Origin of the sequence: Brachybacterium equifaecis, assembly GCF_023509525.1 — a bacterium.
Taxonomy (GTDB): Bacteria; Actinomycetota; Actinomycetes; order Actinomycetales; family Dermabacteraceae; genus Brachybacterium; species Brachybacterium equifaecis.
In genome coordinates this window covers 19,796-34,886 of sequence record NZ_JAKNCJ010000014.1, presented here as the reverse complement: position 1 = coordinate 34,886, position 15,091 = coordinate 19,796, and the positions used below count along the sequence as shown (strand labels likewise).

Below are 15,091 nucleotides of genomic sequence, written 5' to 3'. Positions count from 1 at the left end.
AGATGCCCTTGCGGGCGAGCTCACCCTTCGGGATTGCGTAGATGTACTGGTAGATAGCCTCACCGGAGACGGTTCGGCCGCGTGCGTCAGGAGAGTTCGCCATGCGTTCAACGGTCGGGTCTGTCGCCTCCAGACGCAACCGGCCCGCTATCTCGTTCGGCGTCCACGACGCGGCCAGGTCGGCCTCCACCCTCGCCTGCAGCACCGGATCCCGAGCGACCTTCCGCTGCTGCGGGCGAGCCCGCCAACGCTGCGCTCTGACGTCTGCGGTCACGGCTTGGTAGCCGCGGGTCTTCGTCGAGTTCCGGTGAAGCTCCCGCGAGATCACCGACGGGCAACGCCCCAGGTGACGGGCGATCCTCCGCACCGACCAGCCCGCTTTCGAGGCCGTCGAGATCTCCGACCTGTCACTGAACGACAACCCCACCCGCGCCATCCGCACACTCCACCGATCAGACCCCCGCCGGCCGGGAGTGTTGCTTCGACGCTATGACACCACCGAGCCGCAAGGGCGAACAACCGTTCGCGCAACGTGGGGTCATTACGGAGGGAGCCCTTGATGCGCTCACGATGCTGCTCAGGCACGTGCGTCAGCATCGCTTCACGCATCGGCTTGAACTCTTCACGCGGCATCGGCGGCTCGTCTATGTCAAGACCGCGATGCAGCACCTCAGCCGCTCCGACCGCCGTCAGGAGGTTGTTCTCGATGTACTCAGCGGGCGCGTAGCGGAGCCCAAGGATCATGTTCAGCGCCGATTGCAGCTGCTCGTGCACCTTGCACCAGCGAGGGATGACCTCCTCGAACGGAAGCGTCTCGCATGTGAAGAACACACGGTGCGGCTCGATGACCTTCGCATCGTGATCGCCCACTTTCGAGGGCGAGTAGATCACCTCGACGTTCGACTCGCGTTGCGGCCTGGTCGGCTCAGGCTCCACATCGCCCTCCGCCAGCCTCAACCGCAGCCAGATCACTCCTGCGGCACGATGTGTCGCCAGTGCGATCAGGTCCTGGACCGTTCGGGCGAGCCTCATCGCCTCGCGCCATGAGAACGGCGTCTCCCGGACGATCCGCACGAACGTCGTGTCACGCACACGGCCTGTAGTCCCGCCCTGACGTTGATCGAAGAACGGCAGGGTGTGGCGGTGCGCAAGAATGAACTCGGCTCCATCGGCCTTGACCGTCTGAGCCTCCACCGGCTTCACAGAGATGGTGCCGCTGCCATCGGGACGGCCTCTGGGAGCGCCCCAGAAGCCCTCGAATACAGACGTTGCTCCCCAGACCCCGAGGTTGTCCACGGAGACCTCCGCTACCGAGAACACCACCTCGTCTTCACCGCTGACATGCGCTCCGATGAGGCCAGTGATGGACGTGATGGTCTGCTTGTCAGGAGTCTGGACGCGTGCGCCGTACGTGCGTTTGCCGCCGTTCGGGACGCAGCCGAAGAGAGTGATCTCTCGCTGCTCGGCAGCACCGTGGATCACCTCCCACGTTCGGCGTCCTTCATGAAATGCCACCACGCCGGGAGAGATCGTCGTGCTGATGCGGTCCTCGAACGTGCCTATCAACGTGAGCGCCAGCCCATCAGCGCTCGTGTACCGAAGGGTGCCCGGCACCTTGTGGTCGGGCTCGTCGGGCAGCCACCACTCTCCGGCCCACTCGCCGTCGTCATCGAGATTCAGTGGTTCATGAGACACTCTGGATTTCCTCGTTCTCGCCTTGGCCAGGGTCGATGATCGGAACTCGCGCGATCGCGACGGTGAACCCCATCGTGGAGAGTTGTCGCCCCTGTTGCATCAGGTTCAGTTTGCTGAAGAAGGGCAGCCAGTCTCGCCCTTCACGGCTGGAGTTGGCGATGACAGCGTAGGTCACACGGTAACGAGATCTATCGACGGCTTCCTCTGCGCTGGGCACCAAGCGCAACCAGCTCTCAAGAGCTTCCTGGGGCACTTCTTCCTGGATCAGTTCGCGGACCTGGGTTCGGAAGATGCCGTCGTTGACGAACGTTGCGGCGGACACTCCTCCTTGGGCAAAGAGGTGGCTCAGTGTTGCGGAACGGGACTTGCGCTTCACATGGATCAAGTCGCCGTCATCCGAGAGGACATCACAGAACTCGATGCCGCTGCTGGCGCCTCCTGGCCGCTTGATGCGTGCATCGAGCTTGAGGAGGTGCTGGGGCGAACTGAGGGCGAGGCGGGCGTTGTAGTCGGCTTCAACCTCTCCGACGTGTGCAGGCGGAAGCTGAACCGTCGCGTCGATGAGCCCAGCCGCGAAGGCATCGACCTCCTCGACCAAGGTGGTGCTGACAGCGAACCAGCGACCTTCTATGAGGACGTGCAATTGGTCGTTGATCCGCTGCTCAGTAACGAGGCACTGATAGAGGTTCCAACGCTTGTCAAAGTTCCCTGAGCGCCCGAACCGCACCCACACATACCTGGACTTGAGATTCTCGACTGTGATGGTGGCGCGGTCTTCTCCGATGCGATCAAGATATTCATCGAGATCAAGGTCGTCATAGACATGGCTTCGCGTTCCTGCGATCTTGAACCCGTCGATGTCCTCCCAATCGATAGCTTCCGGCATTGCCAGGTGCGTTGATCCGGTCGCTCCGCTTCGCAACTGCTCCACGAGGAGATCGTTGAGCGCTCCGATGCTTGCGCTGTCACGCACGAGCGAAAGTTGGTCGATCCAGCCAAAGTCTGTCTTGTAGTCGTCGGCTTCGAACGCGACAAGCAGGTCATCGCAGATAGGAGGCAGCTCCGTCACCGGCGCCTTGACTCCCATCACAAGTGAGTCCGCACCGGCGATTCGTTTCGTCACGGACTGGTCGCGCGGCTCCCCGGTGACTGCTCTCAGGATGTCGCGCGATACGTCGACACCAAATGTGGGCAGTTCAGCACTCTTGCTCGCCTGAGTATTCGTCGTAACCACAAGATCCTCGAAGGTCTTGGTATCCAGACTTCGAATCTGACGAGGGTCGATTCGATTGAGTGCCACTCGGAGTCCGAACTGGTACTCGATCTTTGACAGGTCGAGGAGTGACCTGCCGTAACCGAATGTGAGGGCGAAGATGCGCCCGCTGGTGCGCAGAAGCAGCAAGGCGGACGTGGAAGACGATCTGAGGCTGCCGAGCTCGTCGGCGAGTACCGGCTGGACGAATCCAACCCATGAAGGCACAGACGGGCGGGGCTGGACATAGACGAAGCGCCCGTCTACGCCCGCCGACGGATCGAGATCCACCGCGACGCTGGCCTTCTCCGTATCCAGCGCATCCTCGAACTCGGCAGCGTCCTGGCGAAGAAGGTAGAAGGTGAGCCGTCGTGCCTTCACTTGATTCCCCTTGACGATGAGCCTCCCGGCGTCGAACTCATGAGGGCATCTCGTCGCGTTGGCCCGGCCTTCATGCGCTCTTCCTGTACGTTGCGTTGAACACGGCGTCGGCCAGCCAGCGTTTGAAGCTCTCGTTGTCCTGGAACTCTTTGAAGAGCTGCGTGTCATCGGCGATGAGCCGCAGCATGACCTGGCCGAGTGCGCGGTCGCTTTCGACGCGCGCGTTCGCCGGGTCGTTGTTTGCCTGCGCGTGTTGGTAGGCCTCGTCTTCGGCGACGAGGCGTGGGATCTCTTCGGTGATGAAGCGTTCGACGCGGTCGGCGTCGTTCCATTCGATGTTGCCGAAGTGGGCGTTGAAGCTCTTGACGATCTCCGAGAGTCTCTCCAGTTCGGGCGTCGCCAGCATGCCGCCGCCTGCCGCGGGCACGGGGTCGAGCAGGCCATCTTCGTCGTCCAGCACGATCTTCATCGCTGTGAGCTTCTCGGCACGGTAAGACTCGAGGTCGATGTTCTCCAGGATTCCGGCGGCGAGGTCTTCCTCCTTCGGGGCGGGGAGCTTCGGCACGAGGTGGTCGAGGAAGATCGAGCGCTTCTCCCACTCAGGGCTGCCGTAGGGCAGCACCGTGGAGAGGAAGTTGTAGGTGCGCAGGAAGGCCTTCGCATTGCCCTTGAACCTGACCTGATCGTCTTCCTCGGGAAGTTCGACGTACTCCGCGACGCACGTATCGAGAATGGGATCGAGCTGGTCGCGAGGCTCACCGGCCAGGTAGCGCGTCACGAACTCGTCGACGTGTTCCGGCGTGTAAATGCCGAAGGCGTCGAGGTCGTTGACGAGGTCATGCAGCTTGTTGGGGTCGGTCTCTTCGGCGAGCACGGTGGTGCGGTAATACGGATCGAAAGCGCGCTGGATGTCCTCGGCATCGTTGGCGAAGTCGAGCACGAACGTCTCATGCTTCGCCGGGTGCGCCCGGTTGAGCCGCGAGAGGGTTTGAACCGCGAGCACACCCGACAGGGTCTTGTCGACGTACATGGTGTGCAGCAGCGGCTCGTCGTACCCGGTCTGGAACTTGTTGGCGACGACGAGGATTCGGTACGGGTCGGTCTTGATCTGCTCAGCGATGGCCCGGGAGGGGAAACCGTTAAGGCTTGCCTCGGTGACCTGCACCCCCTTGTAGTCGTGTTCGCCGGAGAAGGCGACGATCACCTTGTACGGGCTCTTGCGTGCTGCCAGTGCGTCGCGGATGGCGTGGAAGTATTCGATGCACCGCGGGATGGATGAGGTGACGACCATCGCGCGGGCCTGCCCGCCGATCTTCTGCTTGGCGATCACCTGGCCGAGGAAGTGCTCGACCATGATGTCGGCCTTCTGCGCGATCGCGTGCTGGTTACCCTCGACGTAGGCTCGCAGCTTCTTCGAGGCCCGCTTCACATCGAACTCCGGGTCGTCCTCGACCGTCTTCATCAGCTTGTAGTAGCTACCCACCGGCGTGTAGTTCGCGAGCACATCCACGATAAAGCCCTCTTGGATGGCCTGCTTCATCGTGTACGAGTGGAATGGGCGATGGCCGACCGTGCCGTCGGGGTTCGAGACCGGTTCGCCGAACATCTCCAGCGTCTTGTTTTTCGGTGTCGCAGTGAACGCGAAGTAGCTCGCATTCGGCAGCAGCTTCTTCGCTTCGATGATCCGGTTGATCTGATCCTCGACGCTGTCCTCCTCATCAGAATCAACACCGCCACCGAGCGCGCGAGACACGGCGGCCGAGGTCTTCGAACCCTGAGACGAGTGGGCCTCATCGATGATGATGGCGAAGTTGCGGCCCTGATGCTCTGAGCCGATGTCATCGAGAATGTAGGGAAACTTCTGCACCGTTGTGACGATGATCTTCTTGCCCGCCGTGATCGCCCGGCGCAGGTCTCCCGAGCGATCCGCGTGGACGACTGTCGAGCCGATCTGCAAGAACGACTTGATGGTCTGCGAGAGCTGATCGTCAAGGATCACGCGGTCGGTGACGACGATGACGGAGTCGAAGGCCACGGCCCCCTGGTGAGTGGCCTCGACAAGCTGGTGCACGAGCCAGGCGATCGAGTTCGACTTGCCACTGCCCGCAGAGTGCTGGATGAGGTACCGCCGACCCGCCCCGCCCTCGGCGACATCGGCGAGCAGCTTTCGCACTACGTCAAGCTGGTGATACCGCGGGAAGATCGCCTTCGCCGTGCGTTTACCCGTCTTCGGGTTCTTCTCGGTGACGACCTGCGCGTAGTTCTCGATGATGCCGGCGAGACTCTCCGGGGCAAGGACTCGCCGCCACAAGTAGTCGGTCATCACCCCGTCAGCGTTGGGCGGGTTACCAGCGCCGTCGTTGAACCCCTGGTCGAAGGGCAGGAACCATGACGACTTGCCCTTGAGTTGCGTGCAGAACCGGACCCGCTGATCGTCGAGAGCGAAGTGCGCGATCATGCGCCCGAAGGCGAACAGCAGCTCTCGCGGGTCGCGATCACGCTGGTACTGCTGCACAGCGTCAGCGACGGTCTGCTTGGTGATGTTGTTCTTCAGCTCGAAGGTGAACACCGGCAGGCCGTTGACGAACGCCACGAGATCGACGGCGTCGCCCCGGTTGCTGGGACTGTGGTGCACCTGCCGGGTGACGACGAAACGGTTCGCCGCGAACAGCTCGGCGGCCTTCGCGTTGCCATCGGTCGCGGTCGGGTAGTACAGGTCGATGTGCTGGCCGAGATGGTCGAGCCCATTGCGCAGCAGATGCACGACACCACGCTTGGTGATTTCACCCTGCAACCTGGCAAGGAACTTGTGCCGCGACGGCGACGCCTCACCGAGCCCCAGCGACTCGGCAAGCTGCGGCTGCGTGGACTCAACGAAGCCGGAGAGGTGACCGAGGTCAAGAGCGTACGACGAGTCGTAGGCCGCCGCGTGGCCCTCAATCCAACCGACGGCAACCATCTGGTCGACGATGAGTGCTTCAAGGCTCGCTTCGTTAAGTCGCTGCATGGCTAGTCCTCCTCCGCGAGCGAATAGGTGGTGTTGCGAGCGCCGAGCCCACCGTGCATGGCGAGGCGATCCGTGGCGATGAGCTTTTCGAGCGCGTAGCGCGTCTGTGAGCGAGTCAACCCGGTGCGCTCGATAATCGAGTTGCGATCCAGCGCCCCCGCCGCGAGGACAGTCAGAATCCGGGTCTGAGGATCGCCCGACTGGGCATGGGGAGCCGGCGCCTGCGGGCCCAGTTCTGCGCGCGGTCTCATCAGCACTGCGGTGAAGGTCACAGCCTGGTCGATGAAGATCGGCGGGTCAGCGGGCCATTCGTGGAGTGCTCGCTGCACCTCACCGATACCGCCGCCCTCTCCCTCGATCACTCGCGCACCTTGGGAGGTACTGAGATACGCGCAGATGCCGTAGAGGTGCTCGTTGACCGCGGACTTTCCCGCAGCAGTCCCGAGTTGCTCCCGGCTCACACCCCAAAGCCCGCCCGGGCTCGTGATGACCAACCGATCGGGCAGGACTCGAATCTCGACGCGCTTGGTCTGCGTATGCGGGCCAAGGTCGCGATGCACGAGGGCGTTCGCGATGAGCTCCCGCACAGCACCGAGCGGTAACTCAGGATGATCGTAGTTGTGGCCATCGACACCAACTCGAACACCAGTGCGGAGGTTTCGACGCACCCATTCCATGCTCGCGTCAAGCAGGTCGGGTACCGGTCCATCAAGATGCACGAGGTCAACAAGACGATCCGCTGACCCCGGCTCGGTAACGACGGCCGCCGTCACCGAAAGACTCGGAGCGAACTGCTGCGGGTACTCCCCAAGCGCATAGAGGCCAGCAAGCGTCACTCGGTCGCTGTCTGCGTCCAGCACCCCGCGACGCCGGAGCAGCGTCTCGTCGTCTACGTCTCGGAGTCGACGTGAAGTCGCCCGAACTGCTGAGACGAACCCATTGACCAGGTGTGGGTCGAGGTTCCCGATCGCCGCGCGCTCGACCGGCCCCGCGTCGTAGCGCGGTCGATCACGTACTGCGAGGAGCTGCTGCTCCTCGGCCGCACTCATCGCGTAGTCGCCATCGGCCTGACGCAGATACGCCCGGCCCCCGGTCTTGCATGGACGCTGGTGGGCGCTGAGCCCCTGCACCTCAGCAACCACGATCTGCTTGCCCGCGATCGCCAGCGTCTCGAAGGTGACCGCTACCGGCGGAGTCACTGCCTGCCGCGCTTGAGAAGCGATCGCGTGCTCCACTGCGGCTGGGTCCTTCACCCCGGTGATGGCGAACCCGGCGCGCTCATCGAGTCCGACGATGACGACCCCGCCGTCGGGCATGTTGCCGAACGCGCACAGAGTTGCGGCAAGATCAGGCACGCCACCCGCACCGCGCTTGACCTCCACGCCGGTGAAGTCGCCCCGATGCGCCCGCATCTTCTCGATGAGGGCGAGCACAGCAGGCGCATCCCAGCTCATAGCCATCAGCCTACCGCCAGAGTGCGAATCTCACACTCTAGAGTGCGAATCTAGCGAGCTAGAGTGCGATTCCCCGGGGCTGGAGCCGCAACCCGACCGCAAGATCGGAGAACCGCACAGGCTCCCATCGGGCAACGTCGTTCAGCATATGACTCAGGTCGGCACGAAGCTCGTCTGCGGTCTCTCCCGACGCCGCAATCGAACTGCTTTCTGTCCAGCTTGCGACGCACCCATCATCGTCGAGATAGACCTCACAGATCGAGTACTCGATACCCCCATCGCGTTCGACGGAGACAGGTAGGTAGTGCCAGGTGCTCACAGCCCCTCCTCTTGGAGGTCGCCGAACTCATCGTCGGAATCTGCCGCGAGCTCAGCGGTCGCCTCTGGAGCATCGGGCAAGGTCGCGACGATCGAACGCACGTCCACCTGACCCGTCACCACATCGGCGACGAGCCGCGTGCGGAACTCGTGGAGGAGAGCGATCTCCGACTGCGTCTTGTCGATCGCCTCGTTTGCATCACTGTTGGCGTCTTCAATCTTGTTTACGAGCTGGCGTTGAACCTCGATATCGGGAACAGCAACGCGCATCCAGCCAATGTCATCCATATTGAAATGCCCGACGGTAGACCCCTGTGTGGCGAGGGAGATGGGACGTCGGGGCAGTCCCGCGTAGACCTGATAGACCAAGAACTGAGGATCCATGATCTCTTTTCTGACCTTCATCAAGACCGTGCGCTGGCCGAGAGCTACTCGCCGCCCATCAGGGATGACAGCTGCCTCACCCACGGGAGCCTCTCGGGTGAAGATCACATCGCCCGGTTCAGGGACCGCGCGACTAGTCCATACCTCGTACGATGCAGCGTCGGTAGTGTAGGCACCCGACCAGACGATCTCCCCCGACTTCACGGACGAAGTGCGGAGCACCCAGTACGGCTCTCCTTCCACGAACGGTGCTGTCTTGTGCTCGCAGTCCACCAGCTGCGACAGCACATGGCGAACCTCTCGGGCGCCTTCGTCGAGTTGTCCCAGGAGCATGTCAGCGATGGCCTTCTTCTCTTCTTCGAGGAGGGCGATGAGGCGGCGCTTGGCGACGATGGCCTTGTCGATGCGGGCGTTCGCGTGGGCGAGATACCTCACGATCGCCGCCTGCTCCTCCGGCGGTGGTACGAGGCATGGCATCCGTTTGAGGTCAGGCCAACCCAGCTGTTGCCGTAGACCGCTGCCCATGCCGTAGATCCGTTTCGAGGAATCGACCACGGCCAGGTAGTGATACGCGTAGGCATCACTCCAAGACCCACGAGCACGGAGTCCTATGTAGGCCGAGGTGATGATCCCTCGATCTTTCACGTGACCTACCCGAATACTGGCCTGGTCGTTCTGGAGATCAGTAGGTCGTACGACGATGTCGCCCGGCACGAGAATCTGGTAGCTCTCGTATGAATCTGGCACGAGCCCCCGCTGTTTCTCCACGGGTTTCACTACGACTCGGCCATAGCTGAGGGACAGGACCTGCGACTCGATAAGGCCGTCATTCTTGCGTCGATTCTCTGCGAGAACGGCGAGCCCGGGATGAACCTCCCAGTGACTCGGCACCTTCGCATCCCAGAACTGACTCACCGTCATCTCTGGGTAGCGCGGCAGGTCTCGAAACATCAGCCCTCACCTGCGATCTCGTCGATGAGGTTGTCGGTCTCGGCCTCGAGGGCGCGGATGTCGGCCTGGATCTCGGCGAGGGTGCGCATCGGGGTGGGCTTGTAGAAGTGGCGGGTGAAGGAGATTTCGTAGCCGATCTTCGTCTTGGTCTCGTCGATCCACGCATCGGGCGCGTATGGCTCGACTTCGCGACGGAAGAAGGCCTCGATGCCGTCGGCATACTCGCCGGCGGGTTCGGTCAGTGGCACTTGTTCGGTGTCGCGCAGCTCGGTGTCGGGCTCGTATTCGACTACACGGCTTCGCCCGTCGATGATCGCCTCGTATCGCCCGTACAAGGGGTCGGGCATTGCGGCGTAGGGCAGCACCTTCTTGATGATCGGCGGTGCTGACTCGTCGCGCACGCCGTCTTCTTTGAGTTGCTTGATCTCGGCGGCCTTGTAGACGCGGCCTTCCTCCACGCCCGCGATACGCAGTGGGCGCTCGACGGTGATCTTGGAGTAGCCGAAGTCGACGCCGTCGAAGACCTTCGAGTGGTCGGGGTCGCCTGCCTGGTCGAAGGCTTCATAGGTGGCGAGCACGCGATCCGCGTCCGCGTCGCTGATCTCGACACCCTTCTCGCCGAGATTCTTGCGCAGAGGGGTGGACCAGCCGGTGGCGTCGATGAGCTGCACCTTGCCCTTGCGGCGCTCTTCCTTGCGGTTGGAGATCACCCATACGTAGGTGGCGATGCCGGTGTTGTAGAACATCTTGAGCGGCAGGGCGACGATGGCTTCGAGCCAGTCGTTCTCGATGATCCAGCGACGGAAGTTGCTCTCGCCTTGACCGGCGTCGCCGGTGAACAGCGAGGAGCCGTTGTGTACCGATGCGATGCGTGAGCCGAGAGCGGTGCCTTGCTTCATCTTGGAGATGAGGTTTGCGAGGAACATCAACTGGCCGTCGCTGCTTCGGGTGACCAGCGAGTAGTCGGGGTCGCCGTCGTGGGTGACGATGAAGCGGGGGTCGATGATCTTCTTCGCCCCGCCCAGACGGTCCTGGTCAGTCTTCCAGCTCTTGCCGTAGGGCGGATTGGAGAGCATGAAGTCGAACTCTTCGCCCGCGAAGGCATCGTTCGACAGGGTCGACCATTCGGGGCCGCCGACGATGTTGTCGGCCGCCATCCCTTCGCCTTTGAGGATCAGGTCTGCCTTGGCGATCGCGTAGGTCTCGGCGTTGATCTCCTGCCCATACAAGTGGGTGGAGACCTTCTTCCCGGCGGGAGTGGTGAGGTGCTTGAGGGTTTCCTCTGCGACGGTGAGCATGCCGCCGGTTCCCATTGCCCCGTCGTACAGACGGTAGGTGCCTGAGGGGATCACCTCGGCGATGGGCTCGAACATCAGTCGGGTCATGAGGCGCACCGCGTCACGAGGGGTCCAGTGCTCTCCGGCCTCTTCGTTGTTCTCCTCGTTGAAGCGGCGCACGAGCTCTTCGAAGACCGTGCCCATCCCGTGGTTGTCCAAGCCTGCGGGCGAGAGGTCGAGGTCGGGCGAGAGGAACTTCTCGATCAGCGCCCCGAGCGCGTCAGCCTTCGTGAGGCGCGGGAGCTGGTTGCGGAACTCGAAGTTGTCGATGATCTCCTGCACATTGGGCGAGAAGCCATCGAGGTAAACTCCGAAGTTCTGCCGGAGCCTGGTGGCATTCGTCGCAGCACGTAGGGTCTTGAGCGTGAAGCCGGACGTGTTGTAGAAGTCCTGCTTCGCGGCGTCCCGCAGCGGGGCGTCTTGGTCGACGATCCCTGCCTGATCGAGAGTCTTCTTCATCGCGAGGACTGCGTCTTGAGTGGGTTCGAGCACACTGTCGAGGCGGCGCAGCACGGTGAACGGCAGGATCACGTCGCGGTACTTGCCGCGCACGTAGAGGTCTCGAAGCACGTCGTCGGCGATGCTCCAGATCAGCGCGACGAGGCGAGCGTGGTTGATGGAGTTCTGCGGCAACGCATGTCCTTAGAGTCGTGCTTCGGGTGTCCGGTCACGGGGCGCGGTGAACCGTCTGCACGCAGATCACACTGGAACCGATGGCTTCGCTCCGCACGGATGACGATAGGCGCCACCGCTGACATTCTCTCAGAGTGTCGCGCCCGACACGGGATCGTCGAACTACGGAGGGCTGGCGGCTGCCCGCTCGACGAGTGCGGCATGGAGCGCCTGGACGTGATGCGAGAGCTTCCCAAACCTCGGCTGGTCAGGGCCGTACGCATTGCGGGTGCGGTCTCGCACGAGGGCAGTGAGTGTCCAGATCACTGAGACCATGAGGTCGTCGTCGGCCAGGACTGCGTTGATGCAGTCGCTGCGCGGGTGCGGCAGTTCGATGCGGCGTTCTCGTACCTCGGTGACGACCTTCTCGACGACCTGCACCTTGACGGCGCCGTCGCGGTGGGCGCGGCGGTCTTCGTAGGCGGCCTTGCGGCAAGCGGGAGAACAGTACAGGCGCGGCCTACCGGTGGACTTCACCTCTTTGAGCTTGGTGCCGCACCGTGCGCAGGTGGTCGGCAGCTCGACTCGGCGCTCAACACGTACCGTTCGGTCCCGGCGGCGCTGCTCCGCCTGCTTCCGTTCACGGAGGCGTGCGGCCTGGTTTGCGTTGATCTCGCTGAGCAGCACGATCACGCGCTTTCGCTCCGCACGCACCGTCGAGTCGGGCTCGTCTCGGTCCACTGCGGCGAGCTTCTTGAGCACGCGCTGGTTGAGCGTCGGGAGTGCCAGGGTCGCTTCAAGTAGCTCGGTATCGTCGCCTGATTCGAGTGCGGCGACCCAGCGGGAGTAGCGGCCGTTGAAGTCGGTCGCTGTGGGGTCGTAGCGTTTGGTGGCCATGCTCTACGGTACGCAAGTTTCGTCACCGACGTAAGTGGCGAATCCTCGATCTGCAAGATGCGTGTGACCTCAAAGCGGAGACGGGCGGACGGGCGAAAGTGTGCATCGTGTGGAGGCCCGTGCACCTGTCTGGCATGCGAGGCGACGAGAGGAATCTGGGGCTGCGGGTGACGCGGCGCGAGGAGCCTGACCTCGGCAAGCTGATCGAGTGGGTGCTGGGCATCGCCGAGGCCCGTCACCGCGCCTGGGTGAACGGCGAACCCGACCCCTACGGGCTTCCACCGCCCGAGGACCTGGCGTCTGCGCGCCACTGAGTTCTTCGTTTTGTCAGGGGTGCGCGAGAGGATCGACACCAAGAAGCACCCCGGCAAGGAGGCCCACGATGAGCACCGCGACACTCGACACCACGACGTCCGAGCGGGCCGCCGAGACCCCCGTCATGCTGGCTGTGTCCTACCTCCGCGTCTCGACGCGGGAGCAGGCCGAGCGCGGCGGCACCGACGAAGGCTTCTCGATCCCCGCCCAGCGCGAGGCCAACGCGAGGAAAGCCGACGAGCTGGGCGCGCGGATCGTGCGCGAGTTCATCGACGCCGGAGAATCAGCGCGCTCAGCGGATCGTGACGGGCTGCAGGACATGCTGGCGTTCATCGCCGCGTCGCGGGTGCAGTTCTGCATCGTGCACAAGCTCGACCGGCTCGCCCGTAACCGCGCCGATGATGTGAAGATTCACGAAGCGCTCATCAGCGCCGGGGTCACGCTCGTGTCGGCTACCGAGTCGATCGATCAGACGCCTTCGGGGATGCTCGTTCACGGCATCATGTCGAGCATCGCGGAGTTCTACTCCCGCAACCTTGCCACCGAAGTCACCAAGGGGCTGACGCAGAAGGTCGCGCAAGGCGGTACCCCAGGACGCGCTCCCATCGGCTACCTCAACGTGCGCCAGACCGACGACCAAGGCCGCGAGATACGCACCGTCGAGGTTGATCCCGAACGTGCACCGCTGATCGCGTGGGCGTTCGAGCGTTACGCCGCCGGCGAGACCTCTGTGACGGCGCTGCTGCGGGATCTCACCGCGCGTGGCCTGGTGTCGGTGCCGTCGCCGAAGCGTCCATCCAGGCCGCTGGGGAAGAATGCGCTCTACCGTGTGTTGACGAACCCGTACTACGCCGGAGTTATCCGCTACAAGGGCGCGCTGCATCCCGGCGCGCACGAGCCCATTGTGAAGCCAGCGTTGTTCGATCAGGTGCAGTCGCTGTTGAAGGCTCGCAACGCGCACGCAACCAGGCACGTCCAGCACGCTCACCACCTGAAAGGCCTGCTGCACTGCGGCACTTGCGGGTCGCGGATGCTGCTGGACTTCGCCACCAATCCGAGAGGCACGACCTACGCCTACTTCGTCTGCTCCGGTAGAGCATCAAAACGGACAACCTGCACCCGCCGAGCGGTGCCCGTCCAGGTTGCGGAGCGCTTGGTCGAAGACTCCTACGCGAGCATCACGATCAGCGAAGACGACTACCGGCACCTCGCCGCCGAAGTCGACGCCGCGTTCGACAAGCGATCTGCTGGCCGCGATCAGGAGTTCGCTGACCTCACCGCGAACCGGGCGCGCCTGGAAGCAGAGAGCGACAAGCTGCTGGCCGCGCACTTCGCTGACGCCATCGACCTGCCAACGCTCAAGCGACACCAGGACCGCATCCGCGCCGGGCTCGCCGACATCGAGCAGCGTCTGAGCGAGCACGATGAGCGGCACACAGGAGGTCGAGCGTTCCTCCACGACAGCCTGCGGCTCCTCACCGACGCCCACCACGCTTACGCCCACTCCGATGACGGGAGCAGGAGGCTGGCGAACCAGGCGTTCTACACGCGGCTGGAGATCACCGAGGACGAACAACTACGCCCCTGCCTCGCGGAGCCATTCGCCAGCATCGTGCGTGAGATGACCGGAGGCAAGGAAGCTAAACGGGACGCTTCGACAGGCTCAGCGACCGGGAACAGCGATGTCGCCTGTTCCCGTAAGACACTTTGGGTGGGGCGTGAGGGATTCGAACCCCCGACCGACTGGGTGTAAACCAATTGCTCTGACCAGCTGAGCTAACGCCCCGGGTGCCCGTGGGCACGCGGTGATCCTGGGCGGATCAGTTCTGGCGAGTCGCCAGGCGCAGTCCGTTCCACTCCGCAGCGAGGTTCCGGCTGCCCATCATGCGCAGGCCGGCGGTGCTCGCGGCCTCCTCGATCTCTGCAGGCAGCACATGGCCGTCGCGGCCGGCCTTGGGGATCATCAGCCAGATGGGCCCCCCGGGCGTCAGCATGGCGAGGGAATCGACCAGCGCATCGGTCAGATCCCCATCGTCCTCGCGCCACCACAGCAGCACGGCGTCGACCATGTCGCGGTAGTCCTCGTCCTCGAGGTCGGCGTCGATGATGTCCTCGACCGCTTCGCGCAGGTCGTGGTCCACGTCGTCGTCGTACCCGATCTCCTGGACCACCTGACCGGTCGTGAGGCTGAGGACCTCTGCGGTGGCTTCTGGCGACTGAGACAACCAAGTGCTCCTTCATGAGTGGGAAAGACGTGCGGACGCAGGGGGCGCCGGGCAGGGCCCGGGCGTGCTGGACGATCCTATGCCAGGACGTCGCCCCGATCACAACGCGGGCTGGTCACGGAGGGGCGAGTCCGGCGGGTGATGCACGGATCACGCCCGAAGGGCGGCGGGCATCCCGCGAGGACGCCCTCGCAGGTACGCTGGGCGCACGAGGGTCGGGCTACGTCCACGCCACTGCGGCGGGCGTGCGCCGCGGCCGGTTT

The 15,091-nt window shown here is 63.6% G+C and carries 12 protein-coding genes and 1 tRNA gene; 2 read left to right on the top strand and 11 right to left on the bottom strand.

From position 1 onward, the window contains the following. From Bequi_RS14020 to Bequi_RS13980, 9 genes are all read right to left on the bottom strand, one after another. On the bottom strand, nucleotides 1–436 hold a 436-nt coding region (locus Bequi_RS14020; RefSeq protein WP_249738555.1), incomplete at its 3' end, for a helix-turn-helix domain-containing protein. Then, nucleotides 325–1,695 carry an ApeA N-terminal domain 1-containing protein gene (locus tag Bequi_RS14015; RefSeq protein WP_249738554.1) on the bottom strand — a complete coding sequence of 457 codons (1,371 nt, stop codon included), beginning with the start codon at nucleotides 1,693–1,695 and terminating at the stop codon, nucleotides 325–327. The genes Bequi_RS14020 and Bequi_RS14015, both read right to left, overlap by 112 nt. Further along, nucleotides 1,685–3,328, bottom strand: a complete 1,644-nt coding sequence (locus Bequi_RS14010) for a DUF6119 family protein (RefSeq protein WP_249738553.1) — start codon at nucleotides 3,326–3,328, stop codon at nucleotides 1,685–1,687. Before Bequi_RS14010 ends, Bequi_RS14015 begins: the two co-directional genes overlap by 11 nt. Before the next feature lie 70 nt (nucleotides 3,329–3,398). Further along, complete coding sequence (locus Bequi_RS14005) at nucleotides 3,399–6,335, bottom strand: type I restriction endonuclease subunit R (RefSeq protein ID WP_249738552.1); 2,937 nt, start codon at nucleotides 6,333–6,335, stop codon at nucleotides 3,399–3,401. A gap of 2 nt (nucleotides 6,336–6,337) precedes the next feature. Beyond that, on the bottom strand, nucleotides 6,338–7,789 hold the full coding sequence (locus Bequi_RS14000) for an RNA/DNA-binding domain-containing protein (RefSeq protein WP_249738551.1): 1,452 nt from the start codon (nucleotides 7,787–7,789) through the stop codon (nucleotides 6,338–6,340). A 58-nt stretch (nucleotides 7,790–7,847) separates the two neighbouring features. Beyond that, the gene (locus tag Bequi_RS13995) at nucleotides 7,848–8,108 is read right to left on the bottom strand and encodes a hypothetical protein (RefSeq protein ID WP_196325286.1); all 261 of its coding nucleotides are present in this window, start codon (nucleotides 8,106–8,108) and stop codon (nucleotides 7,848–7,850) included. After that, nucleotides 8,105–9,442 (bottom strand): restriction endonuclease subunit S, encoded by a 1,338-nt coding sequence (locus tag Bequi_RS13990; protein ID WP_249738550.1) that lies wholly within the window; start codon nucleotides 9,440–9,442, stop codon nucleotides 8,105–8,107. Before Bequi_RS13990 ends, Bequi_RS13995 begins: the two co-directional genes overlap by 4 nt. After that, on the bottom strand, nucleotides 9,442–11,412 hold the full coding sequence (locus Bequi_RS13985) for a type I restriction-modification system subunit M (protein ID WP_196325284.1): 1,971 nt from the start codon (nucleotides 11,410–11,412) through the stop codon (nucleotides 9,442–9,444). The genes Bequi_RS13990 and Bequi_RS13985 overlap by 1 nt, the downstream gene beginning before the upstream one ends. A 162-nt stretch (nucleotides 11,413–11,574) precedes the next feature. After that, nucleotides 11,575–12,288, bottom strand: a complete 714-nt coding sequence (locus Bequi_RS13980) for a hypothetical protein (protein WP_196325283.1) — start codon at nucleotides 12,286–12,288, stop codon at nucleotides 11,575–11,577. Nucleotides 12,289–12,422: 134 nt separating this feature from the next. On the opposite strand from Bequi_RS13980, the gene Bequi_RS13975 reads away from it, so the two are divergent. Continuing rightward, nucleotides 12,423–12,602 carry a hypothetical protein gene (locus Bequi_RS13975; RefSeq protein WP_249738549.1) on the top strand — a complete coding sequence of 60 codons (180 nt, stop codon included), beginning with the start codon at nucleotides 12,423–12,425 and terminating at the stop codon, nucleotides 12,600–12,602. A 68-nt stretch (nucleotides 12,603–12,670) separates the two neighbouring features. Further along, a complete protein-coding gene (locus Bequi_RS13970) occupies nucleotides 12,671–14,356 on the top strand; it encodes a recombinase family protein (protein ID WP_347272011.1) in 1,686 nt (561 codons plus the stop codon). On the opposite strand, the gene Bequi_RS13965 is transcribed toward Bequi_RS13970, so the two are convergent. After that, a tRNA-Val gene (locus Bequi_RS13965) sits at nucleotides 14,316–14,389 on the bottom strand. The two genes, Bequi_RS13970 and Bequi_RS13965, sit on opposite strands and share 41 nt — an antisense overlap. Nucleotides 14,390–14,423: 34 nt before the next feature. Beyond that, nucleotides 14,424–14,828: a DUF3052 domain-containing protein gene (locus Bequi_RS13960; RefSeq protein ID WP_249738548.1), complete on the bottom strand. Its 405-nt coding sequence runs from the start codon at nucleotides 14,826–14,828 to the stop codon at nucleotides 14,424–14,426. Between the last annotated feature and the right edge of the window lie 263 nt (nucleotides 14,829–15,091).

Bases quoted from the DNA above. Each gene is read 5' to 3' on its own strand.
- Bequi_RS14005 (WP_249738552.1), bottom strand. From the start codon at position 6,335: ATGCAGCGACTTAACGAAGCGAGCCTTGAAGCACTCATCGTCGACCAG.
- Bequi_RS14000 (WP_249738551.1), bottom strand. From the start codon at position 7,789: ATGAGCTGGGATGCGCCTGCTGTGCTCGCCCTCATCGAGAAGATGCGG.
- Bequi_RS13990 (WP_249738550.1), bottom strand. From the start codon at position 9,442: ATGTTTCGAGACCTGCCGCGCTACCCAGAGATGACGGTGAGTCAGTTC.
- Bequi_RS13980 (WP_196325283.1), bottom strand. From the start codon at position 12,288: ATGGCCACCAAACGCTACGACCCCACAGCGACCGACTTCAACGGCCGC.
- Bequi_RS13975 (WP_249738549.1), top strand. From the start codon at position 12,423: ATGCGAGGCGACGAGAGGAATCTGGGGCTGCGGGTGACGCGGCGCGAG.
- Bequi_RS13970 (WP_347272011.1), top strand. From the start codon at position 12,671: ATGAGCACCGCGACACTCGACACCACGACGTCCGAGCGGGCCGCCGAG.